The following is a 24710-nucleotide window of genomic DNA, read 5'->3' on the forward strand; positions in this document are numbered from 1 at the left end:
CCAACTCTCATCATTTGTGCAGTATCCAATAAACTTATGGTTCGTTCATACGCCTATCTACGTGACACTCAATAGCCGGTGTTCTGGTCGGTCAACGGGTCCAGCGCTTCGTTGTAGAGCATCTCTGAGTCCGGTATAGGCCAGAAGAGATGTTTCTCTGCCACGTCAATATTTTTTACCTGCTTGATCCGCTGTACCGCGATGCCGAGGCGTTTCAGGTCCAGCCAGCGTTTGCCTTCATACATGGTCTCGAAGCCGCGCTCTTCCACCACCTGGTCGATAAATCCTTGCAGATCGTAGTCCGCGATGTCGAAATCCACGGGCGAAGGGGCATTGGAAGGATAGCCATACGCACGACGGTGTACCTGGTTGAGGCTTTCCAGTGCCTCGGCCGTCGGCGCGCCTGCCGCACGGGCCGCGGCTTCAGCATGAAACAACAGCAGGTCGGCATAGCGATACCAGGGGTAATCGTTCCCGGCGCCGCCCACACCACCTGTGGGTGCGACGGCCAGCGGGTCGCGGTACTTGCGATACAAGACTGTAGTCGGCCCTTTATCAAATACGTCGGGATACAGGATATGCTCGCGGCGCAGGTCGGCACGGTCCCAATTGGCGATGATCGGATTAGCTACGGTGTCGGTATATTGCGCATATACGCCACCCGGCCCGTAATATAGTTTTGTGCGGTGCGCGTAGCTTACCAATCCGAAGCCTTGTTGATGCGAATACTTGAGGTAAAAGATTTCCTCCGGCGTAGAGACCACATCGGGGCCAAAAATATTCTGAAAATCTTCCGACGTCTTCACCTGCACCAACGCATACTTGCCCGAGTTGATTACCTCCTGCGCTTTGTCACGCGCCAGCGCCCATTCGTCTTCGACATGGAGTTCGCTAAAGTCCTCCGGCGTGCTGGCGCGCGTCATATAAATTTCCGCCAGCAAGGTCTTGGCGGCCCATTTGTTCGGCCGGCCGGCGGCCAGGTCGGGCGATGTCCTGTCGGTTAACCCCGCTTCCGCCACCAACGCGTCCGCCAGGATCAGGTTATATACTTCTTCAATCGATGCGCGTGGCAGCGCCAGTTCTCCCATGTTGGTCTCCGTACGCAGCGGCACGCCTTTCCAATTGCGAACCAACACGAAGTAGAGCATGGCGCGCAGATATTTTGCTTCCGCCATCAGCGCGGCAGCGTCCTCTTCCGACACCTGCGCGGCGTTGGGAAGGTTAGCGATGACCAGGTTGGCGTTGCGGATCGACTGGTAGATATTTTCCCACACGGATTGTACACGCGAGACGTTTTGCGGCAACAAGCCCTGATACCCGCTGACATCGGTCTGGCTGCCGCGGGAATAACCGTAGTCTGCCATACCTTCCTGTTGCGCCGGGTAATTGATCCCAAAACCACCGTCTGTCCGCATCGGCACATAAATGGCATTTACCGCCGCGACGAGCTCGTCTTTGGTTTGGTAAAAGTTCTCTACCACCAGCGACTTCGGTTTTTCTTCCAGCATGTCGCTGCATCCCCCCAGGGTTGCCAGCATTAATATCGCTAAGAATGTTTGTTTCATAGTCGTAATACGTTTAATCATGTGACGATCAGAATCCAAGGTTTACGCCGACGGTAAAAGTCTTTGCCGTGGGATAGCTATAGTGATCTATTCCCTGGCGATAAGAGTTTGCGCCTCCGTAAGAGCTTATTTCCGGATCATACCAGGAGTAATCTGTGATGGTAATTAAGTTTTGCGCACTGACGTAGACCTTGGCCCGCGACAGCCAGGTAATATTCAACGCAGACACAGGTACGTTGTATCCCAGTTGAATGTTCTTAAAGCGCATGTACGAGCCGTCTTCCACAAAGCGGTCTGACATTTGCACTTTTATATCCTTATCCATCTTCGGATAGGCTGCCGTGGGATTTTGCTCCGTCCAGGTATTCTGGTATACATCACGCGGCATGTTCAGTCCCTGCCCATAGTCATACGCCTGGTTGATGCGGCTGAGGTTGAGAATATCGTTGCCTTGCGAACCCTGAATAAAAACTCCCAGCTCGAAATTCCTGAAGGCCATGGTTGAATTAAACCCGTAGATAAAATCAGGATTGGGGTCGCCCGTTATCCGTTTGTCGCCGACATCGTAGTTTTTACTATCATTATAATCGTAGTAGGTAGGATTACCGCTGGCATCGTAGCCACTTTCGACATACCCGAAGAAAATCCCCATGGGTTCGCCCTCTCGTAAAATATTGGTAACATCGTTTACCACGGCAATGCCGATGACGTCGCCGTATATATCTTTACCACCATACAGGCTCACAACCTTGTTACGGTTAAAAGAAATATTACCGGATACATTCCATTTAAAATTCCCCTCCAACACAACAGCGTTGGCACCAATTTCAATGCCTTTGTTCTGCACTTTACCAATATTCTGAATGGTATTGGCGTATCCTGTTGATGCCGGGCGGGACACCGGATTGAGCAGGTCACGGGTATTTTTGACGTAGTAGTCGAGCGTAATGCCAATGCGGTTCTGCAACAAGCCCAGGTCAATGCCGATATTCGTCTGCGCTGTCGTTTCCCACTTGAGTGGTCCCGCCTGGCGTGTGCCCGGCGCATAGCTGGTAACAATAGCATCGTTGAATACGGTACGGCCGGACGTCAACACATTAAGCGTTTGGTAGGGATCGATGGCTGTGCTGCCGGTCTCACCATAGCCGGCGCGCAGCTTCAGGTCAGAGACCACGGCTACATCCTGCATAAACGGCTCTTCGCTGATGCGCCAGGCCAGGGATGCAGACGGGAAGTTACCCCATTTCTCGCCTTCGCTATAGCGCGACGAACCGTCCGTACGGAAACTGGCTGTGGCCAGATATTTACCCCGGAAGGAATAGTTTACACGTGCCAGGTACGAGGCCAATGTCCACTCCTGAAAGGATGAGTTACTATTACCCTGGGCGGCAGACTGGATATCGTACGTTTCGGGCGTGTCGCTGATGAAGCCCGCACCGTTGGCATTCAGCGAGGTGGACTGGTAATTCTGGTAGGTAATGCCCGCCACGGCAGAAATATTGTGCTCTCCGAACTCCTTGGTATAGGTAACTGTGTTTTCATTCAACACAGTCGTTGTCTGCGCCGTCTGGACCTGTGCAGAGCCCGTCGAGTTCAAGAACTTCTTGTTGCGGTATATATCGGTACGGTCGTTTGTATTTTCGATGCCGCCCGAGATCTTAATGGCCAGACCGGGAACCGGTGTATAGGTAACGGCACCGTTGGCCAACACCTTATTGGAGCGGATGTGGTCGTTTTCGTTTTCAATGAAATCCAGCGGATTAACAATCACATTGGACGCCCAGCTATATTGGCGCAGGTCGGTGAGGGTACCGGTTTCCGTACGCACAGGCAATGTTGGATACGCCGTAAGAATCGATGAAATGAGTGAGGCGCCGCGATTGCCTCCGCCCGAGTTCTTGCGGTCGGAATCGATGCGACTTAGAATAGCATTCAGATCGAACTTAAACTTTGGACTGACCTCCGTTGTGATGTTGGCACGGACGGAATTTCGCACGTAATTGCTTCCGCGAATAATACCTTCCTGGTCAAAGTTGCTCCCCGACAGCAGAAAGCGGGTCTTATCCGTCCCACCCTTTACACTGATCGCATGGTTTTGAATCGGCGCGGTACGAAAGACCTCGTCTTGCCAGTCCGTTCCTTTGCCAAAGGCGTCTACCTCCTCCTGCGTAAACTTCGGCGTAATTCCGTCGTTCAGGTCGCGCTGCCGAATGGTCGCCGCGTATTCATGTGCGTCCATCAAATCGAGCTTGTTGCGGATCGATTGAAAACCATAGTAGCCGTCATATTCCACCACCGTTTTACCCGCTTTACCACGTTTCGTCGTGATGAGCACTACGCCGTTGGCACCACGGGATCCATAGATGGCAGTAGCGGAAGCATCTTTCAAGATATCGATCGACTCGATGTCGGCGTTGTTGAGCAGTGTCGGGTTGCCCGAATACGGAAATCCGTCTACTACATATAACGGCTCGTTATTACCGAATATCGAGTTCGCCCCCCGCACGCGAACACTGATGGCGCCCCCGGGCGAACCGGTGTTCGGCGAAATCTGCACTCCCGCCGCACGGCCGGAAAGCGACTGCATTACGTTCGTCGTCGGAAAGGCATTCAGTTCTTCGGATTTAACAGAAGCCACAGACCCTGTCAGGTCCACTGCCAGGATGCTCCAATTCCGACGGGGTTTTCCAGGGTCACGTAGACCGAAACCTCTTTATTAAAGCCTACTTTGTCTTCGGCTACAGCCAGTGATTTTATCTCCAGTGCCGGTGCGTAGTCATAATCATAGTGATAATCCACGACGACTTCGCCGGCATATAGTTTGCCGGCGCGCGCGGTAGTTACCGTGCCTGCCGGAAGGTAGGTAAGCAATATGACCTCGTCAGCAGCTATCGATATTGTTGTATTACCCGTTACGCCTTGCGCGATCATCGTTTCGCTAATCGCGTCGTACACATCATAGTGGCCACTGCCGAGTGTCAGTGTTACGGTGCGGGAATTCTGGTGTGGATTAAAAAGCACGTATGACGAAAATGGATGGTTATTGGCAAAGTCGGTTTTGTTCAAGTCAAGTGCCAGGATGCCTTCGACATCCGTAAGGGCCACCACCGATGCAAGATAGCCTACGTGCGAAGAACCATAAAGACCCAGGTTAGTTTGCGCCCAGCCATTGCGTTTGGCATCGCCGGTGCCGTACAGGGCAGTGCCCTGCCAGTTCTCTTTGAGTGCTTCGTAGGCAATGACGGACTGTGGATCATAGGTATTACTCCAGGTATAATCGTCTTGTTGGCTGGCGGAAAGGTAGGCTGGATACAGCAGCCGGCTGGCGTTGGCCAGGTTCAAGACCCATTTGGCGATGGCCCGGGCGTAGCGTTTATCATAACGCGTGAGCGGCACCAGGGCGGCGGCCTGTTGATAGCCGTTCATGAGAAAGGCGTAGTCGTTGCCCTGGTCGTTGGCTTCGCCGATGAGACCGGAGACGTCCTGTCCGTTCCATTTGCCTACGATCGTGCCCCACCCGCGCAGCGGGCCGCGGTCAAAACACCAGTTCAACATTTTGCCGAGATCGTATGAAGCGCCCTCTTTGGCGTTGATCTCCGCGGCCACCTGTACGCCATACGGTAGCTGCAGCTCGTAGGAAGGATTTGACGTGAGGCTTGCCAGGAAGTCCAGTGCCTGGCGGGCGCCGCTCAAATATCGTTTATCCTGCGTGGTTTGGTACGCATGGTATAAAAGCCAGGCGATGGCGCCGGCGGCTTCCGGCTCTTTTACACCTTCGGTGTTGCCTAGGCTTTCTGCCAGATACCAGCCGCGGTAGTTCATTTGTGGTACCGTCCACGGGGCGACCTTGCCGCCCATCTGTTGTACGGCCTCCAGCCAGCGATCGGCGATGCGGGTATACTGTTCGGCAAAGCCTGGTGTAGTAGGATATAGCGTATAGAGCTGGTAAAAGAATACGTTGGGCATCAGGTCGTACCACCAGTCGTTGCCGCTCAGGGCGGAGTAACTGTTGAGGTATACATCCTGGCCATTCCGGGCATTGTAAAAGTCTTTGATCTTTTCTACCCAGTTGATGCCGTCCTGGTGCACCTTGTCGATGCCGACGAGTGACGCGCCGACCACGGCGGGCAGGATGTTGATGGCTTCCGCCTGTCCATTGCTGTTGGTGCCAACATAGGTGTCGAGCAAAATGGGTTGAAGCGCGGGGTAGTTTACACCGGCGGGCGCAAAGCCTACCAGGGGCAAGTGTGTACCGGTCTTGGTTTGTGAAAATACAAAGGCGTCATACTGACGGGCAACGTCTTTCCAGTCGCGCATGACATAGGGTGCCGGCAGGTTGGGCATTTGCTCTACACGCGGTACGGACAGCTGTCCTGTCTGGCCGGCGGCGCGGAGGGCCGGTAATGCCAGCACAATAAGCATAAAAAGACTCCGACGTATAATAGTTAGCATAGGATATACAGGGTGATCGTAACGCTGAAAAAAGCGTGCAGCCGTTAGGCTGCACGCTGCACACCAACTTATCCAACCTTATGGTTTCTCACGGTTGTAAATGCTTTCGATCTGCGGGCCCGACAGGGCGGTGTTATAGATGCGGATTTCATCCAGGTAGCCGCGGAAGTATCCACCCCAGTCGAGAGGAATGACGTGGTCGTTGTCGTAGTTCGAATCGTCTGCGGCATACTTATCGGTGGGGAAGTCCTGTCCAAATACCAGGTTATAGGGTTGGCTGGCGATGGATACGGCGTCGCCGGGCGTATCGTTCCATTCCCTGATTTTTACACCGTCGACATAAAAGATCATGTTACCGTCGCCAAAGGTCGCGGCCACATGGTGCCATTCGTTAATCGGCAGATTCTGCTCGGAATCTTTGTCGATCGCTTTTTCCGCCGTGGCCACGGTCATGAAAGGACGGTTTGCTTCCTGTAGCTGGAATTTATAGCCATGCCAGGAGTGCAGGCCGATGAAGCGGTTGCCCGCGTTAATTTCGTCGGCATTGAGCCACAAGGCAATAGTCAATTTCTTGGGATTCAGCGCAGTGTTGTAGGGCACCTCGATGTTAGCTCCCTCGTTGAAATGAATGGCTTTTTTCGCAATGCCATAACGGTCTTCCGCCCATTCGGGGAAACCTGCGCCCCAGCTTGCAGGGCCGGTCTTAAAGGTACCCGCAAAGTTGTGGCCGCTTTCGTCGCCGGCGGTAGTACCGGTGCCTTCGTCAAACGACCAGTGACCGACGAGGGCTTCGGCGGCTACGGGCAGTATTACTTTGCCGCGATACGCATCCATTGCCTGGTGTAGCGATACCGTCGCATTTGCCACTTGTGTGGCGGTAGCGGCGGTGTTGTCATGCACACCTTGCGCAGCGTCGATAGCATCTTGCAGAATATCTTTTGAGCCATTGGTATATTGGCCATCTTGCACACCTTCTTCAGTGCTGCTTAGGAGGTCGTCGGCAATGTTAATGGAGTCGGCCAGTATAGCCTTCTTTGCCATTACATCCGCATTGTTTCCGTCGCCGCTGTCATCGTCCGAGCACGAGCTGACTGCAAATCCCGCAACGACCGCTGCAGCGATAAGAAACGCAAAGGGTTTTCTCAATAGTGTCCTCATAGTTGTTCTGTAGTTTATTTTGGATTAAGAATATATTTTTTCATAAGGCTGTATTGGTGTCCCGTTCCGACTGTGGGATCGGGAAATACCGGTGTGTCGCGTAGGAAAAGCCGGTGCCTTCCAGCGCGGCCTCGGCGACAAACCTGCCATAGCGCATAAGGTCGAAGTAGCGGTGGAATTCAAAGCCCAACTCTATCCGGCGCTCGTGCTGAATGGCTTCGCGCACGGCCTGTTGGCCGGTGGCCGTTACGTCAGGCAGTAGCCCGTCGGGAATGGCGCCGTAGCCGGGCAGGTCCACATCATACAGGTAGCTTTCGCGTGCGCGCCTACGCACGGCGTTCAGCGGATCCAACGCCTCGGCCGGACGCGAAAGCTCGTTGAGCGCTTCGGCCTTCATCAGAAGGATATCTGCGTAGCGCAGGTATACGTAGTTCAGCCCGGCGTCGCCGATCAGGTTCTTTGAAATGGACTGGCGGTGTTTGCGCACCAGGTACCCGGTGGCGGACCATTCCGGGTCAAACGTTTCACCCAATACCCATGGCTGCCCTTCGCGTCCCACCGTATAGTCCAGGCGTGGATCGACCAACTCGGCCTCGGTGCGCTCAAATGCGTTGACAAACCCCGGCATGGGAACATTAAAGCCGTAACCATTGCCGGGCGACTCGCCAAACCATTGGTTGAGGTGGCTGCCCAGCGTGGGCGTTTGCCGGCTGAGGTGTTGCAGCTCGAACAGCGATTCGCTGTTGTTTTGGGTTGAATCGAGGAAGTTGTTCTTATAGACCGGTTGCAGGCTGTACAGTCCCAATGCATCCACCTGATCAATGGCATCCAGTGTCGCCTGCCACTCGCCACGGTACAGGTGTGCTTTCGCCAGCATGCCATAGGCTGCGCCCTTTGTTACACGGCCTACATCGGCACCGCTATACGTATCGTCCAGTGCTGGCGCGGCTTCTTCCAGATCTTTGATGATCTGGGTATACACCACGTCGACCGAAGACAACGGTTTATTGATCTCGTCGCTGTTGATAGGCGGCATGAGCTTGAGAGGAATCTCACCAAAGACGTTGACCAGGTTGAAATAGAAATAGGCACGCAGGAACTTTGCCTCCCCCAGTACACGGTTTCGCAGCTCGACGTCCATGTCGATGTTGTTGCCGTAGTATAGCAGGTAGTTCGCCCGGGAGATGCCTTCGTAATAATGTTTCCAAAACTTCTCGAGGTAGCTGTTGTTACGCTGATACGTGAAGTCGTCGATGTTTTGAATGTCGGTCTGGTCGCCTGCCTGGCCGCCTTTGGCGGCATCGTCGGAGGCAACGTCGCCAAACACCCAGAGATCGTTGTTGGTGGAGACAAACGACGCGACATTGTAGATGGCGTTCACCGCCAGCAACGCGTGCGCTTCCGTTTTATAGAAGGTTGCGTTGGAGTATGTGCCCTGCAGCTGCTCATCCAGAAAATCAGAGCAGGCAGTCGGCAGCAGCGCTGCCATGATCAGGAAAATGATATATACTCGTTTCATAGAATACAGCGGTTAGAATGAAAGATTGACACCGAGGTTATAAGAACGTGCCGAGGGATAGGTGCCCCAGTCCATACCGGCCGAGCTATCGCCCTGGCCTTTGGCGTTGTCGCTTGTGGTCATTTCAGGGTCGAGCCCCTGGTAGCTGGTAACGGTGAGCAGGTTCGTACCGGAGACATAGATGCGCACGGACGACAAGCCGATCTTGCCCGCCACGGCGGCCGGCACCGTATAGCCTAGCTGCAGGTTCTTCAACCGTGTATACGAGCCGTCTTCCAGGAACCGGTCAGAGAAGACCGACGCGTTGTTACCGGACGCATCCCACGACGCCCGCGGATATTCGTTCGTAGAGCCGGGCCCCGTCCAGCGATGATCGACGTATCGCCGTGTCACATTGAAGGCGCGATAGAATCCTTCGATATCGCGGTTCAACACCGAATAGATCTTTTGGCCATAGGCGCCCTGGAAGAACAGCGAGAAATCCCACTGTTTGTAGTTGAGCGCTACGTTCAGGCCCGCCGTTACTTTTGGAATCGCGCTACCGGCGTGACGACGATCATCCGGATCAATGGTATTGCTGCCGTCCTGGTCTTTATACATGACGTCGCCGGGCTGAATGGTTGGTCCCTGGTAGGCGTGAGTAAAGATCTGGGTCTTGTCCTGGAAGATGCCTTCCGTTTCATAGAGGAAGAAAGAACCCACGGGGTGCCCCACCTCGTTGTAGATCAAATAATCAGACCCGATCTGACCGCGACGGATAGGCGGATCCATGGCCAGGATCTCATTGTATAATGTGGCCGCATTCGCGGAGATACTATAATGCAGGCCACCCACCGAATTACGATAGCTCATCGCCAACTCGAAGCCACGATTCAAAATCTTGCCATTGTTGACGACTGGAGCCGACGCCGTGCCGGCAGAAGAAGCAATGGGCTGTGATACCAGCAGGTCGGATGTGATTTTGCGGAAATAGTCCAGCGACACCGCCAGCTTACCTTCCCAGATCTCTACATCTACCCCAGCGTTGAGCTGCTCGCTCGCTTCCCACTTCACGCCGCTGTTGCCCAGTACGGATGTGGCGTAACCATTTTGGTATACATTGCCCAAGGGATAATTGTAGCCCGACGTAATCATGTCGGTAAAGGGATAGTCGTTGATCTCCTGGTTGCCCACTTTGCCATAGCTCACGCGCCACAGCAAGCGGTCGATCAGATCGTTGTTTTCCAGAAAAGACTCTTTGTCCATACGCCAGCCAAGCGAGCCGGCGTAGAAATTGCCCCAGCGGTTATCGGGACCGAAGCGCGAGGAGCCGTCCCGACGAAGTGTCACACTCGCGAGGTACTTGTCTGCGTAGTCATAGTTTACCTTGCCAAAAAATGATTGCAGCGCGCTGCCGGTTTGACCTTCACTGTTCACGCGCTGGCCGAGACCGTTGCCCAGGTATACCAGGTTTGGGTTTTGATCGGGGAAGTCCTTCTCGCTGGCATTGAGGTAGTAGTTATCGCGCTTGATGGATTCGGCCCCTACCAGGATATTGAGGTTATGTGCACCGAGGGTGCGGGAATACGTCAGGAAGTTGCTATAGGTCATCGTCTGGTTGCGCTGATCGGATACCGAGAGCTGGTTGATGCCGTTGATGCGGTCGCCGGTGCCCCACGTACGGTCGAAGCGCCGTTGGTTCTGTTTGCTATAGTCGACGCCGACGTTAGAGGTAAACTTCAGATCTTTCAGCAGGTCGATCTCTACAAAGAACTTTCCGAAGAGGCGATTGATGAGGCGCTCGTTATTGTTATAGGCCACCATGCCCACGGGGTTGTAGCCGTCGCCAAAGAACTGAAAGTCGTCAGGTTTGTCGACAAAGTCGCCGTTTGCGTCATAGATCGAAATGGCCGGTGTGCGGAAGAAGGCATAGCGAATGACGCTACCACCGTTGCCGCCGGCGCCATCGCCAGAGCTGCCAATGATATCGGTCTTCTCTTTGGACAGGTTTATGTTCACACCAGTACGCAGCCAGGGCTTCACCTCGGTATTCAAATTGATGCGGCCGGAAATGCGGTCATAGTCGCTTCCTTTGATGATGCCCTCCTGACCGAAGTAGTTACCGGATATGAAGTAGCTTGTCTTCCCATCTTTACCTGAAGCAGAAATACTGTGCGATTGGATCACACCTTTGCGCAGAATGGCATCGACCTGGTCTACATCCGGCAAGGTCGAGACCATCTCTTCCGGTATCAATTTCCGGAAGAAGAGCGGGTTTGTTTTGGTGGCGTTGTCATTAGTAGCGGCCTCGTTGTACAGGGTGACGTAATCCCGCGTGTTGGCCATGTCGATCAGGCGGCTGGGTTCCTGGAAGCCCACCTGACTACTTACCTGGATACGGGCGTCTTTAGACGTTCCGGCTTTGGTGGTAATGATCACCACACCGTTGGTGGCACGCGAACCATATACGGACGCAGCACCCGCATCTTTCAGTACCGAGATGTTTTCGACATCCTGCGACGACAGCGCACTGATGTCCATTGTCGGGACACCGTCTACGATATACAGCGGCGAATTACTGCTATTGATCGAGCCGGTACCCCGAATGCGTACCGACACACCTTCACCGGGCGCGCCCGTATTCTGCGATACAACAACACCGGGCGCACGTCCCTGCAAGGCCTGGTCTATCCCGGGCACCGGCAGCCTGCCGATCAGATCGCCGGCAACTGTATTTACGGCGCCGGTGATCTTCTGCCGTTCTTCGACCATATAGCCCGTCACGACCACTTCAGAAAGCGTCCGCGTGTCGTCGGCTAAGACCACCTCGAATTGCGTCCGGCTGCCGATAAACACTTCGTTGGTGGCATATCCCACGAGTGAGAACACCAGTGTAGAATCTTGCAGCCCTGCCGGTAACGATATTGCAAACGCGCCCGTGGCATCGGTAAAGCTGCCGGTGCTGGTACCGCGTATATAGACACTTACACCGGGCAGCGACTCATTTTGCTCGCTCCGCACCGTTCCGCGAAGTGTCGTCTGCGCGTAACTGCAGACTATACCCGTAAACATTGCCAGAAAAAGTAACCAATATTTATTCCGCATAAAATATAGAGTAAGCATGGGTTAAGGTTGTTGATGATCGGGCGCTGTATAGGCGACGGGCTGTTTGCCCACCGAGTATATACTTCCATCCTGCTGTACCTTGCTACCCGCCGGCAGTACCACAATGAGCCGGGCCGCCTTCGGGGGTATAGCAAAGATTTGGTCTGCCTGTATGTTGGCCGCCAGCACCTCTTGCGTCAGCGCGTCGTACAGGTCTACGGGCTCGCGTTTATCGTAATAAAACACGACGTCTTTTGCCGAATCGTATGGATTGTAATACAGGTATGTGGGGTAGCCATCTTGCTGGTAGAAATCTGTAGCATTACAATCCAATTGTAAAATGCCATCCACGTTCGTCTTGCGGATGATGGCGCCATAGATGCCTACCTGTGCTGAGCTATACAGGCTCAGCATGGACACTTCCGGTTGTCCTTTTATCCATTTGGGACCGTCGCCAAGTGCTACGGGCTGTACATCCTTGAGGCGCTCGTTGCCATAGTCATCGGCTTTGCGAATGCCTTCGTAGGCAATGACATTTTTTGATATATCTTTTTGGCCGGGCAGCCACTGGTGCGCGTCGTCGATCTCGTATGGATAGCACAGGCGCGCGGCGTTGGCGGTGTTGAGCATCCACTTGCCAATCGCAGTGGCATACCGGCTGTCATACTTTGTCAACGGCACCAACGGCCAGGCCATGGCAAAGGAGTTCATCAGAAACGCATAACCACCGCCATCGATGATGTTTCCCTGCAACCCGTGCACATCATAGTTACCCCAGCGTTCCGCCACGACGCCCCAGCCCTTGCGGCCGTTGTCGGCGACGCAACCGTCGAAGGTCCAGTCGAGTATTTTGCCGACGTCGTACTGCGTACCGTGCTCGGCGTTGAGCCTGGCCGCGACGTAGGCGCCAAACGGCATAAAAATTTCGTAGAAGCGGCTCTCGGGTAGTTTCACCAGCGCATCCATGGCTGACCTGGCGCCTGCCAGGTAGCGTGGGTCGCCAAACTTTTGATAGGCGCAGTATAATACATAGGCATGGCCCGCGGCAGCGTCCTGCTGGTACGGTATGTGATTGCGCATGCCGGTCATCTTGGCATAGTCGAAGTATGAATAGTCGTAGTTGCCGTGCAGGACGGAGTCCGCTTTATAGAACTGCTCGGCAATGATGTGTTGCAGGCTGTCGGCACGGGGTACGTTGGGAAACTGGTCACACACGGCATAATACAGCATGTTGGGAAATACGTCGTACCACCAATCGCGGCCGTATCCTCCACCCAACATCGCCACGGCGGGGTTGGTGTTGTTCATCATGATATTCCAGCCGTTGTCGTTGTTAAAGTAGGCCTGCAACATCCGCACGTAGTTCATACCGTCTTGCTTTGTCTTATCGATCCCTACCAGGCCGGCGCCGAGGATCGCACCCATGGTGTTGAGAGCTTCGTGAAACTCGGCGTTACCACGGGGTCCCTGGCGTACGTCGCCGATCACGGTAAACATGCCAAAAGCGGTCTGCTTCAGGTTATGACGCGCGCTGTCGATCCAGATAAACGGCAGATACTGCCCTTGGAGCGTACGGTTAAAAACGTACTGGTCGAAGTTGTGCGCCTTCTCATACCAGTCCAGCATTTTATAGGGCTCCGGCCGGTCGGGCATGGCGGCAATGCGCGTCACGGACTGTTGCGGAACAGGTGTATGCCTGGGACCGCACGCGGCCAGGAGCAGGACAACAACAAAAAGCAGTGTATAACGAATCATTTGTCTAAGCGATTACATTCACGAATTATATGGCGCGCCACTGGTATGGAGGCCAACTGCATGACGGCGATGACGATGAGCGAGTATTTCAGTGCAAATTCTTCGGAAACGTACGAGGCCAGTACGATGAACAGTCCCAGGCCGAAGAGACGCCCCAGAAAAAGACCGAACTCATGATTAAAGATGTAGGCGAACTCGTTACGCCCTTCGATCTTCGACACGACGTCGATGACGCGCATTTGGATGGGGAAGTAGGCGATGTCGTGCAGCGGCTGGAACAATACCTTGCAGAGCACAAAGAGGATCACTCCGAGGGCGGAGAAGAGCAAGCCGTTGGCGAGGGTACCCACGAAAAATATCGCCAGCCCGATGGTCAGTATAAAGATGCGATGTTTTGGACCGGTAAAGCGACCGAGGAAATACAGCATAAACGCTGTGACCACGCCACTGATGGCCTGCACGGTGCCGAGCGAGCCTTCGTTGCCGACAAGCCGCATGACCAGGATGGCGGGCGCAGTGACCAGATACCCCTGTACCAGGCCTTTCAGGCTCGCGAGGCCCAGCATCTTCTTCCACAGCAGGTGAAAGCGGAAGTATAAAAAGCGCGGCTGCGTCGGGGTGCGAAATTTCTCCCGCTGAATGACGGCACTGGAAAGGATCGTGAGGATAAATACCACGATTGTTACGACCTGGTAGGCACGGGTGATGTTACCGTTGAACCATGCTGCGCGCTCGGCGTGTGCGATGTATGCGCCGACGGCGAAAGGTACTAGGATGAAGGTGAGCGTATAAAAAAACGTTTCCAGTCCATAATAATAATTGCGATTGCCATCGTTCGTCGTGGCAAGCGCGAGATAGTCGCGGTTGGCCCAGAAGAAACCGAAGGAGCAGCCCATCAGGATTCCGGCCAGGCCCACGCCTGCGGGCGACAGGTTTTCCAATGTCATCATGACGAGCATCGACAACCCACTCAGCAACATGCCGAAGCTGTACAGGTAGGCAATCTTTACGCGGTTCAACAGAAAACCGTTGACGAGAAAGGTGAGCGGGATGCCGGCGTATACCGTGAGCTGGTACAACGCCACGATAGTCGGGTCGTTGGAGCTCCGCATGATATAGGCGCCGACAAAGATCTCGATGACCGGCAGCACAAAGGCATAGATCATGTTGGTGACGAGCAGTACGCGCATGTCGCGCGGCATGCTGAGAAAGAATCGATATTCGTTGCCGGGGTGCAGGATCAACTCTACCAGGCTCACGCGGCGCTGTGCCGGCACCGCGACGCCGGGCAGCTCTATCTCAGAGGATATTTTTTCCATGATAACTCGTTTGTTTTAGCGTATCCAGAATCGAGGAGATCGACAAAGTGGCGCCGCAGATCACCTCGTCGCTGGCGCCATAGTATAGATAGATCGTGTCGCCTTCCACGTGGTGGCCATTGGTAAACACCACATTGCCAAAGAAGCCGGTGCGCTCGTAGGGGGCCGTCGGCTCCACCAGCGGCTGTTCGCTGCGGGCCAATACACGCGAAGGATCTTCCAGGTCCAGCAGCAGTGCGCCCAGGCAGTAGCGGTGCTCACTGTTGGCCCCGTGATATATTTCCAGCCAGCCGTCCTCGGTTTTGATCGGCGCCGCGCCCGCTCCTACCCGCGCGCTGTCCCACAGGCTCGGACGGGTGGTGGCGATACACCGGTGGTTGCCCCAGTGAATGAGATCGGGCGACTCCGCCAGCCAGATATAGTTGCCGCCGAGCTGTGGACTGCTGGGGCGGTGCAATGCGTAATACTTGTCGCCGATCTTGTCTTCGAAAATGGCGCAGTCTTTATTGTGCGGCGGAAAGATCATACCCCGGCGGTCGAAATGTTTCCAATCTTGTGTTTGCATCAGACCGACCCCAACACCCAGGGAAGAGACTTCAGTATACGTGAGGTGATAGGTCTGGCCGATGCGCGTTACACGACAGTCTTCGATACCATACGCTTCCAGCGGGCCTTCGCCGAAGATCGGCGCATAGCCTTCGGGCTCGTAGAACCGCACGCCATCGTCGCTGCACACCAGGCGCAGGTGTGAAAGGGTGGTGAGATAGTCCTTGCCCTGGTAGTGGATAACGCGGGGGTCTGAGAAATCCAGCGCGGGGTCGGACTTGTCGAACGTGCGGATTTCGATGCGTCCGTCGGCATTGTACACCGGGAAGCTTACTTTGCCGAATTCTTGTACAGGCATTTCCGCCACCCGCAACAACAGCCACAATTTCCCTTCGTATGTAAATACGCCTGGATTGAGCAGGCACTCTATCCTCATCCCCGCCATGCTGGGCTTCAGGTCCTGGGGCCGGAGCAGCGGATTTTGTGAAAGTCTCTTCGCGATGTCCATCTTCTGCACATAGTTGGTTTAGTCGCCTCCCGATCCGTGGATGCAGAAAACGTTTGCAAATGTTCCCAGAAATCGTGTGCAGGGCGTCCACTATCTTTTTTATTCCGTACGCCAGGTTGGAAAAAAAGCGTGATCCGAGAACCGGGTGGACAAAAAAGTACCGGGTGGACAACATTGTCCGGTTTGTGATCGCGGGATTGCTTAGGTTTGTTTGCAAACGATTGATCGACGAGGGATCGCGGATTATGATCAAGTACCTGGCTTTTGCATTTCTCTCGCTGGCCGCGGCGACCGGCTATGCCAACCCCTGGCCGTACCAGCACATCGACAAGCGCGATGGTCTTTCCAACAGCGCCATTACCTCTATTTATATGGACCGGAGCGATTACGTCTGGTTCGGCACCTGGGATGGCTTAAACCGCTACGACGGCACCACCATTAAGATCTACAAACCCGATTCCTTTAATAAAGGCACGATCAGTAACAATATTGTCCGGGATTTCCTGGAGGACAAGGATGGGAACCTGTGGGTGGTTACGCACAAGGGTATTAACAAGTACAATGGCGATACCGACACCTTCCAATCCTATCAAACCAGCCTGAACGGGTTGCCTTTCCAGGAATACAGCCTGCGCGCGTGCCTGGGGCCCGATTCAGCGGTGTGGACGACTTTTATCGGTCAGGGCATCAGCCGGTACGCTGCCGCGCAAAATGCCTTTGTACCGGTGGCCTTCCGTGATATCGATTCCCAGTGGTTGAAGAATGTTGCGGGCATGGGCAGCCATCAGGGGCTAATGTATTTACTGGGTACTGATGGAAAGCTCATTTGTACGCTCAACAACAAACCTGTCTTTAGTAAAACACTGGCCGCCCCCGGCGCGATTCGCCTGCACCGTTTCTTTCGCCTGCACAATACATTTTACCTCGGATTGTCTACACGCGAAGGTGGCGTGTTCCTGATCAATCTATCCGACCTGGCGAGTGAGCCGCACGCGCTGCCGCTGTCGGCTTTTCCTGTTTCGTCTATTTCCGAAAACAAAGACCACACGGCAGTGTGGATCGGCACGGAAGCCGGTGACGTATACCGGGTCACCGCCTCTCCTACCGGTGTTTTTACCACCGAGAATATGGCGGCTTACTTTTCGCAGTTTGCACAAGCCCAGCGCAAGATCCTGACGATTACCGAAACGCGGCAGGACCTTCTCTGGATCGGCACGGACGGCGACGGTCTGTTTAAGTTTCTGACGCGCAACAATCCATTCCGGTCCATCGTAGCCGGCCCCGCCGGCGGCGGCAATTTATCGAACAGTATCGTGCGCTCGGTATTTCACGATACCGACGGCACGTTGTATGTCGGCACACGTAGTGGTGGGCTTAACATCCTTCGCCCCGACCAACCGGAAACGACGGTATTAAATACGGCCCGCGGCCTGAGCAACAACACGGTATTGTCGTTACGCAAGGATCGCACCGGCAACCTGTGGATCGGCACGGATGGCGAAGGCATCGACATGCTGGAAAAACGCACCGGCCGCATCCGCCATTTTCCACGAGACTTCGAGAACAACACTGGGCTGACCTTTGGCAACGTCTACGCCATCTGCATCGACGCGTATGGCGCGCTATGGCTCGGCACCAGCGGCCACGGCGTGATCCAGCTCGTCGTTACCGCCACGCCACGGGGCACCTACCGGCTGGAGTCGCACCGCCAGATCACCTATGGCAACGCCGCGGGCGACGAGGCTACTATTAATAGCAACGTCGTGTATACCGTCGTGGAAGAGACGCCTAATATTCTGTGGTTTGGTACGCGGGGAGCCGGTGTATACCGGTACAATTCGCTGGCGGATAAGATCGAGGAACATATCCATACCGGTTCGGGTACACCCAATCGCCTGAGCAACGACGACGTGCTAAGCCTTTTTCTGGGCAGCAAAGAAGAGCTGTGGATTGGCACCAGCGGCGGCCTAAACCGCATTTCGTTGCACCGCCGCCCGTATCACAACCTGCACTACACGCAACACGACGGCTTGCCGAGCAATACCATTCACGGTATCCAGGAAGACTATAGCGGCGCGATCTGGCTCTCGACCAACAATGGCCTGGTGTTATTCGACCCTGTGCGGGGCTCGTTCAAAAGTTTCGATGCCAACGACGGGTTGCAAAACCACGAGTACACCGACGGCGCTTCCTTCCACGCGGCGGGCGCAGAGGCGCTTTACTTCGGGGGCATCAACGGCCTGGACATCATCCAACCCGCGCGTCTCGATACGATCCGGTATTTTCCGCGTTTGACATTAGCCGAGTTCCTGCTCCGCAACGTACCGGTTATGCCCGGCGACAGCAATGCCGTGCTCCGCAAACACATCGACCACACCGCGGCCATCGACCTCGATTACGACCAAAACTTTCTGAGCTTTCACTTCACCACGTTGGACTACTGGAACAAACAACGAACCCAGTATAAATACCGGCTGGAGAACTTCGACAAAGACTGGAACCTCATTCACCAGCAGTCGGTCATCAACCTGACGAACATCCCGCCCGGACAGTATACACTTGTAATTAACTACACCAACGAGAACGGTGTGTGGAGTCCGGCGCCCAAGAGCATCGCCATTACCATTGCTCCACCGTTCTGGAAAACAAACTGGGCATATGCGGTATATTTCCTGTTACTGGCCGGCGTACAGGCGGGCATTGTGCTGTATATCCGCCGGCGTGCCCGGGAGAAGCGAGCCGCCGCCATGCACCATTTCCGCCTGCAGCAGGAGAAGGAGCTTAACGACTACAAGCTTCGGTTCTTCACAAACATCGCGCACGAGTTTCGCACACCGCTTACGCTGATATTCGGGCCAGTGATCACGTTGATTAAAAAAGCATCGTCCGTGCAGGAAAAGAACCAGCTGAATACAATCTACAACAACTCCCTGCGGCTGCAAAAGCTCATCGACGAGCTGATTCAATTCCGGAAGATCGAGAGCGGTAAGGAAAAAGTTAACGTCGCCCCGGCAGAGCTCGTGGCGTTCACGCAGGAGATCGTGGCTTCGTTCGACCAGCACGCATTAGACCACGACGTAAACCTGGAATTTATACCGGCAGCCGAAGCGATGCACGGTTGGATCGATGCACGCAAGCTGGAAAAGATCCTGATCAACCTGGTCTCTAACGCGATTAAATACAACGTCAAAGGCGGCGCGGTGACGGTCCGCTTACACGAGCATGACGGACAGGCTCAGTTTATTGTCGAGGATTCCGGCATCGGCATTGCACCGGATGCACAAGAGAAAATATTTGATGCGTTTTATCAGAATCCGGGCGCGGTGAGCGTCGATCCGGGCATTTCCAAGAGCACAGGCATTGGCCTGTCGCTTACCCGCAGCCTGGTGCAGATCCACCAGGGACAGCTCTTGCTTCGCTCGCAACCCGGCAAGGGCTCTGTGTTTACGATCACACTGCCCATTGCACGGGAGGCCTACCAGGTGCCCGACGATAACAACATTTTCCTGCCGGTGACGAACCTGGCCGAAACGGTATCGCAGGAGTTTGGCTATCGCCCTGTAGAAGCACCCCGGGAGCCGCAGGAACCTGACACGGAGGCACGCCCCTACTCGATCCTGGTCGTGGACGACAACCCGCAGATCGTCATCTTACTGCAAAACATTCTCGCGGATAAGTATCATGTGCTCACGGCCACCCAGGGCCGCGAAGCGTTGCATTTGCTGGAGGAAGAGAAGGTGGACCTCGTCATAAGCGATGTGCTGATGCCGGAGATGGACGGGCTGGCCCTATGTCGCAACATCAAGGATAATATTCAGACATCGCACATTCCGGTTATACTCTTAACGGCCAAAGGCGAGATCGAGGACCGCATTGAAGGTTTGCAGGTTGGCGCGGACTCGTATATACCAAAGCCATTCCACCCAGAGCATTTGTTTATTCGCATTGAGAAATTGATCAAAACGCGGGAGCAGGCGCGGAAACGATTCGCAAATTTGGCGGAGGTAGAATTGGGGCAGCTGTCTACGGGGATTGGTGAGAAGGATGATGAGTTCTTTGGGAAGATTACGGCGTGTATTCAGCGACATTTGAATGATCCGGAATTTACGGCGGATGTTATGTCCGATGAGATTGGGATGAGCAAGGCTTCGCTGTATAAGAAAGTGAAAGCATTAACGAGTCAGACACCGCATGGGCTGATCAAGCAGTACCGGTTGCGAAAAGCAGCGGATTTATTGAAAGACGGGACGATGAGTGTTTCGGAGGTTATTTATGAGACGGGGTTTAATAGCCGGTCTTATTTCTATAAGTCGTTTAATGAGATGTTTCATTGTCATCCGAAGGATTTTGGGAGGACGCGTGAATCAGGGTGAGGGTGAGTGTGAGAGCGAAGATAAAACCAGAGCGAGTATGTTCGCTCTCGCGCTCACACTCACTCTGTTTTAAAACCTGCCCCGGTGCGGGTCAACGCACCGGGAGCAGGAATGCACTTAATCCTCAACCTAACGTGTTATGAGGTTCTTTAGTTTGTCAGGATGCCGGAGAAGGAGAACTCGGGGTGCTCCTGGCTGAAGAAGCCGCCCGTGAGGGCTTCGGTGCCACCGACAAATTCTGCTTTAAAACTATCGCCGTTGATGTATACAAAGATGTTGCTCATGATCGCAGCAAGCGCTTTTGCGTTGTCGTCGACGGCAGTGCCGGACCCAAACGTGTAGACGCCCTCGCCTGACAGCGTATAACGGTAGTTATACTGGGCCGTAAACAAGGTGTTGCTTTGGACGACGCGCACGACCAGGTACATGGTGTTGGTATTTATGTCAAACGCTACGAACATGTCGTAGAGCTCGATGGGGACTTCCCAGGTTTGCAGCTCGGCAGCAGCAGCCTGATACAATTCTGTAAAGAGCGGCGACTGTCCCTTTATTGGTTTATTGACCGATCCGTAGGGTACCAGTACGGCAAAATAGTCGGCACCCAGTATATCCTGAATGGGTATGACTGGGCGGAAAAAGTGCAGGTTGGGATTCTGGACGACGGGCACAGATGCATTGCCAACCTTTGCATAGTAGCGTTTGACGTTATCATCCCACAACAACTCCTGGATGGTTTCGCCATAGGCGCGGATGGGGTTGTTTAATAAGATGCCCTGCATCGAGACAGAGTATGCACGCGGCGTTACTTCAACTTGCAGGCCGTCGTCGGAGATATACTGGGCAGTCAGCGTCTTCGCGTCGGGATTCAGGACAAAGGTGATGGTGCGGTCGCCCGAAAGCGTCAGTTCCAGTCCATCGCCGCTGAGGCCGTAATCGAGTATGTCTTTGATGCGACCTTTGCGGACGAGTTCTTTTTCTTCGGCAGTTGCCTGCACGAGCGTCAGGTGTGAGCCGCGTTGCAGGCCTTCGAGCAGGATGCTGTCGGCAGTGGCGCGCGCGAAGGCAAACTCTACGTCTGACTGTTGCCCCACTCCATCGCCCCCCCCGTTTACCGAGCCTTTGGGATCGGCGGGCATGTGGATGTAAGAGTATGTCGGGAAGCTAAGCGTAGCCGTTTGCAGGGCCTTCAGCTCCCACGTGGCGACCTGCTCGGTCCCCGCGGTATTGACGTTGAAGTCTGACAGCATGCTTACTTTGCCGTCGGTCGCAAAGTCGAGGTAATAAAAGTATTCAATGCCCGTGCCCGTGATCAGCGACGCCTTCCAGCCATAGGGAGCGTCCTGTAGCTGGGCGTTGTATTCGTCGAGCGCTTTCTGCAAGCGTGCTTCGGCGGTCTCGCTAAAGACACGGTCGTAGTCCTTCTCGCAGGAGAAGAGGGTGACTGCCGATGCCAGCAGCACCAGCGTATATCTTTTTAGTGTTTTCATGTTCATACGTTTCGGCTACAGGTTAAGGTTTTAATACACCGAGGCAATAGCTATTCGGCGCATAGACCGGGTACAGGGCCGCGTAGCGATAACCGGAGCAGGTGGTTGCCCAATCAAAAAAGCAGGGACCGACAAAGTAACCGGGGATCCAGACGGCACCATATTTCTCTACCAGCTCGCGGGCGGCATCGTCCATGGCGGGCTGCCCCAGGCTATATTCGCCGATGGCATCGTCCACGGGATCTTCGTGCAGCTCGTATACAAAGTTGGCGGTCTTGTATTCGCGTACCTCCGAGTCGGTGGTATAGTAATACAAGGTTAACATGATTTGATTGGCTTCCAGGAAGGTCAGGCGGAAGTTGTAGTCCAGTGCCAGGTTGTACCGATGTAAAATGTCGTTGTCGACAGCATAGCGGTTCGTGATCTCAGCCGACTCGATCATGGTCATCAGGTCCACGGTAAATGTACCATACTGTTTGCCGTAGCCCCACACGTCCAATAACGCTGGCGGCTGTTCGCCGCCGGGATTACCATTATCGGGCGCAATGGCAGTAATAGCCGCTTGCACTTTTGTTTGCAGCTCGTAGAAGTCGATCTTAAACGCTTTCTGGAAGTATTCTACCACCAGCTTCTCTTTGCGGCGAAGTGCTTCGTACGATGCCGCGGTGGTTTCGCAGCTAAGGATGTTCTCATAGGCGTCGCGGCCTTCGATGAGCATCATGGAAGTCATCTCGGCGAAGTCCTCGTCGGGCGAAGCCATGGCGTAGCTGGTGATAAACCCTGCTGCGCGGGCATCTGCCAGCGGCACGGTGTTCCAGGCGGCCGTGTAGGCACCGGGTGTTACTACCTTGAACTCGGGCTGAAAGGAGACGTTCTGGTTCAGGATGTGCGTAAACTCGTGCTCGATGGTATGCATCATCTGCTTTACTTCGAAGGCGTCGGTCTTCACAAAGTCGTTGATGACATACAGCACTACTTTGCGGCCACCTTCGGCTGTACCCAGTGTAATGGTACCGTCAAAGTTATACCGGGCGCTGCCCACCAATACAAATTGCTTGGGGCAAAGCTTCTTGATGAAGTTGGCGCCGGCAATGTCCACGAAGGGCTCGATCCACACCTGGTCGACTACGTCCATTACCTCCTGTACTTTGTTTTCCCGCGGGGGCACCAGCGTTTTATAGATGTCGGATTCGGAGGCATCCCATTTGTATTTTACTTCAATATTGTACGGCCCCGTGAATGTGTCGAACAGCCAGTGGTCGAGGGCAGTCTTATCGGACGGGTCGCCGTCTACCAGCTCAGGCTCGCGAAGCTGGTCGTTGTAGGGATCGTTACAGGACACTGCGGTCAGCAGCGCCACGATCATCGGAAGTATAAATTTTGTATAGCGCATATACATAAAGTCTGTCATGATTAATGATTAGCGGGCATTGGGACTGAGGCCACCGGTTGTTACCGCCTCGCGCGGCAACTGCAGCACACGGCGTGGATCGTTGGCTTTCAACTCCAGGACTTTCCCATCGTTGGTTACGTGTGTCACCGGCAGGTTGTGGCGCACGATGTCGAACCAGCGCATGCCTTCGTGCAGGAACTCCACCCGACGGAATGCGAGGATTGCCATGATGACGGCATCCTGATTGCTTTTGGCATAGCCGTAGTAATAGTCGGCGATCCACTCCGGCAACATCTGGTAGCGCGGACTGTAGTCCACAATGCGGGTGCTGGCCCATATGTCGAGCTCCTGAACAGCAGTGCCCAGGTTCTTCTGCATGGCATACGCCTCCGCCCGGTTGAACAGCACCTCTTCGGCCGTAAACAACGGCATGATGGTATACACATAGCCGGTATTGGCATTGACGCCGACCTGCACAAAATGCTCGCGGAATTTGTTGACGAAGTATACACCGAATGACCGGTAGAACACGGAATACGCATACTCACCGCCGGCAGGGTTTTCATTGAAAATCTCCTGGTAGCGCGGCGCGCCCGTGGCATAGCGTAATGTGGAGAACGAACGTGTCCAGTCCGACAGCGTCTCGCACAGCAAGATGTTGGCAGTCTCCGTGGCTTTGGTGTAATTGATCAGCAGCTCGGTGGCCGAGTAGCTTTTATAGACGGTATTCCATGGGCGGAGGTAAGAGCGGATCTCCGCCGCCGGGATGGCCGCGTCGGCGTGCTCGATGACCTTTGCATAGTTGCGTTTAAAGAGGTAAAAACGCGAGGCAAAGGCGTGTGCCGCCATTTGTGTGAAGTGGTACTTCACGACACCGGTCGCGCTTTCTCCCTTGGTATACGCCTTGTCGTCGATTAGCGGAAGGCCTTCGGTCAGGTCTTGCTCAATCATGTCGTATACATACTGGACGGTCTTCCGCTCATAGTTTTTAAACGATTGCTTTTCCGGATCGGTGACGTACGGGATGCCGGGATCAGCCGCTGCGGTATTGGGGTTATACGTTTTGGCAAACAGCGTTACGATCATAAAGTGCGCGTATGCACGGGCTACAAGGGCCTCGCCTTTTTGTGCCGCGTACAACTCGGGGGTACCGCTGTTGTTGATGAACTCCAATGCGTGGTTGGCGGAAGCGATCGCTTTGTAGCAGCCGTTCCAGTAGTCTTCCGGCGTGTCCTGATCGGTAGAGGTACCGTCACGCCAGAAGTATGGATCGGCGTTGCGCGGATCTTGCGGTGCCGCAGGGTTGTCTTCAATGTTGTCGGACATGGCTTCGCAAAACATGGCGTAGTTTGTTTCGGGATAGGCTGTTACCAGCAGCTCGGCCAGTTTCTCCTGGGAATCGAGCGTGGCGCGGTTGTCGGGCGACTCGGACAGAAAGTCACCGCAGCCGCTCAGCAGGCCCATCACCACCAGCCATATGGCGGGGCGGATCGAGACCTTCTCTCCTCTTTGTATATAGCGCATTGTATAATTCATGATCTTCATGGCAAG

At 54.5% G+C, this 24710-nt stretch carries 13 protein-coding genes; 1 reads left to right on the forward strand and 12 read right to left on the reverse strand.

The window, feature by feature from the left end; genetic code table 11:
* Positions 1–68 precede the first annotated feature (68 nt).
* From KK062_RS26675 to KK062_RS26715, 9 genes are all read right to left on the reverse strand, one after another.
* Positions 69–1565, reverse strand: coding sequence for a RagB/SusD family nutrient uptake outer membrane protein (locus KK062_RS26675; RefSeq protein WP_254087438.1), 1497 nt, complete (start codon positions 1563–1565; stop codon positions 69–71).
* Positions 1566–1593: 28 nt separating this feature from the next.
* A complete protein-coding gene (locus tag KK062_RS26680; RefSeq protein WP_254087439.1) occupies positions 1594–4203 on the reverse strand; it encodes a SusC/RagA family TonB-linked outer membrane protein in 2610 nt (869 codons plus the stop codon).
* Positions 4204–4211: 8 nt separating this feature from the next.
* Complete coding sequence (locus KK062_RS26685; protein WP_254087440.1) at positions 4212–6017, reverse strand: glycoside hydrolase family protein; 1806 nt, start codon at positions 6015–6017, stop codon at positions 4212–4214.
* 78 nt (positions 6018–6095) lie between these two features.
* Positions 6096–7175: a LamG-like jellyroll fold domain-containing protein gene (locus tag KK062_RS26690; RefSeq protein WP_254087441.1), complete on the reverse strand. Its 1080-nt coding sequence runs from the start codon at positions 7173–7175 to the stop codon at positions 6096–6098.
* A 40-nt stretch (positions 7176–7215) separates the two neighbouring features.
* The gene (locus tag KK062_RS26695; protein WP_254087442.1) at positions 7216–8694 is read right to left on the reverse strand and encodes a RagB/SusD family nutrient uptake outer membrane protein; all 1479 of its coding nucleotides are present in this window, start codon (positions 8692–8694) and stop codon (positions 7216–7218) included.
* Positions 8695–8706: 12 nt separating this feature from the next.
* Positions 8707–11796, reverse strand: a complete 3090-nt coding sequence (locus KK062_RS26700; protein ID WP_254087443.1) for a SusC/RagA family TonB-linked outer membrane protein — start codon at positions 11794–11796, stop codon at positions 8707–8709.
* Between the two features lie 3 nt (positions 11797–11799).
* Positions 11800–13533, reverse strand: a complete 1734-nt coding sequence (locus tag KK062_RS26705) for a hypothetical protein (protein WP_254087444.1) — start codon at positions 13531–13533, stop codon at positions 11800–11802.
* Positions 13530–14852 carry an MFS transporter gene (locus tag KK062_RS26710; protein ID WP_254087445.1) on the reverse strand — a complete coding sequence of 441 codons (1323 nt, stop codon included), beginning with the start codon at positions 14850–14852 and terminating at the stop codon, positions 13530–13532. Before KK062_RS26710 ends, KK062_RS26705 begins: the two co-directional genes overlap by 4 nt.
* Entirely contained in the window at positions 14833–15906 is a 1074-nt protein-coding gene (locus tag KK062_RS26715; protein WP_254087465.1) for a glycoside hydrolase family 130 protein, read from the reverse strand. The genes KK062_RS26710 and KK062_RS26715 overlap by 20 nt, the downstream gene beginning before the upstream one ends.
* A 164-nt stretch (positions 15907–16070) precedes the next feature.
* Between KK062_RS26715 and KK062_RS26720 the strand changes: the two genes are divergently transcribed.
* Positions 16071–20279, forward strand: coding sequence for a hybrid sensor histidine kinase/response regulator transcription factor (locus tag KK062_RS26720; protein WP_254087446.1), 4209 nt, complete (start codon positions 16071–16073; stop codon positions 20277–20279).
* A gap of 149 nt (positions 20280–20428) precedes the next feature.
* Here KK062_RS26720 and KK062_RS26725 read toward each other — a convergent pair whose 3' ends face one another.
* Genes KK062_RS26725 through KK062_RS26735 form a run of 3 tightly spaced genes read right to left on the reverse strand, consistent with a single transcriptional unit; the run spans position 20429 to position 24704 of the window.
* Positions 20429–21766 carry a DUF4302 domain-containing protein gene (locus KK062_RS26725; RefSeq protein ID WP_254087447.1) on the reverse strand — a complete coding sequence of 446 codons (1338 nt, stop codon included), beginning with the start codon at positions 21764–21766 and terminating at the stop codon, positions 20429–20431.
* 22 nt (positions 21767–21788) lie between these two features.
* Positions 21789–23177: a zinc-binding metallopeptidase gene (locus KK062_RS26730; protein ID WP_254087448.1), complete on the reverse strand. Its 1389-nt coding sequence runs from the start codon at positions 23175–23177 to the stop codon at positions 21789–21791.
* Positions 23178–23186: 9 nt separating this feature from the next.
* Positions 23187–24704 (reverse strand): RagB/SusD family nutrient uptake outer membrane protein, encoded by a 1518-nt coding sequence (locus tag KK062_RS26735; RefSeq protein ID WP_254087449.1) that lies wholly within the window; start codon positions 24702–24704, stop codon positions 23187–23189.
* Between the last annotated feature and the right edge of the window lie 6 nt (positions 24705–24710).

The organism is Dawidia cretensis (assembly GCF_018598175.1).
GTDB lineage: Bacteria > Bacteroidota > Bacteroidia > Cytophagales > Cyclobacteriaceae > Ohtaekwangia > Ohtaekwangia cretensis.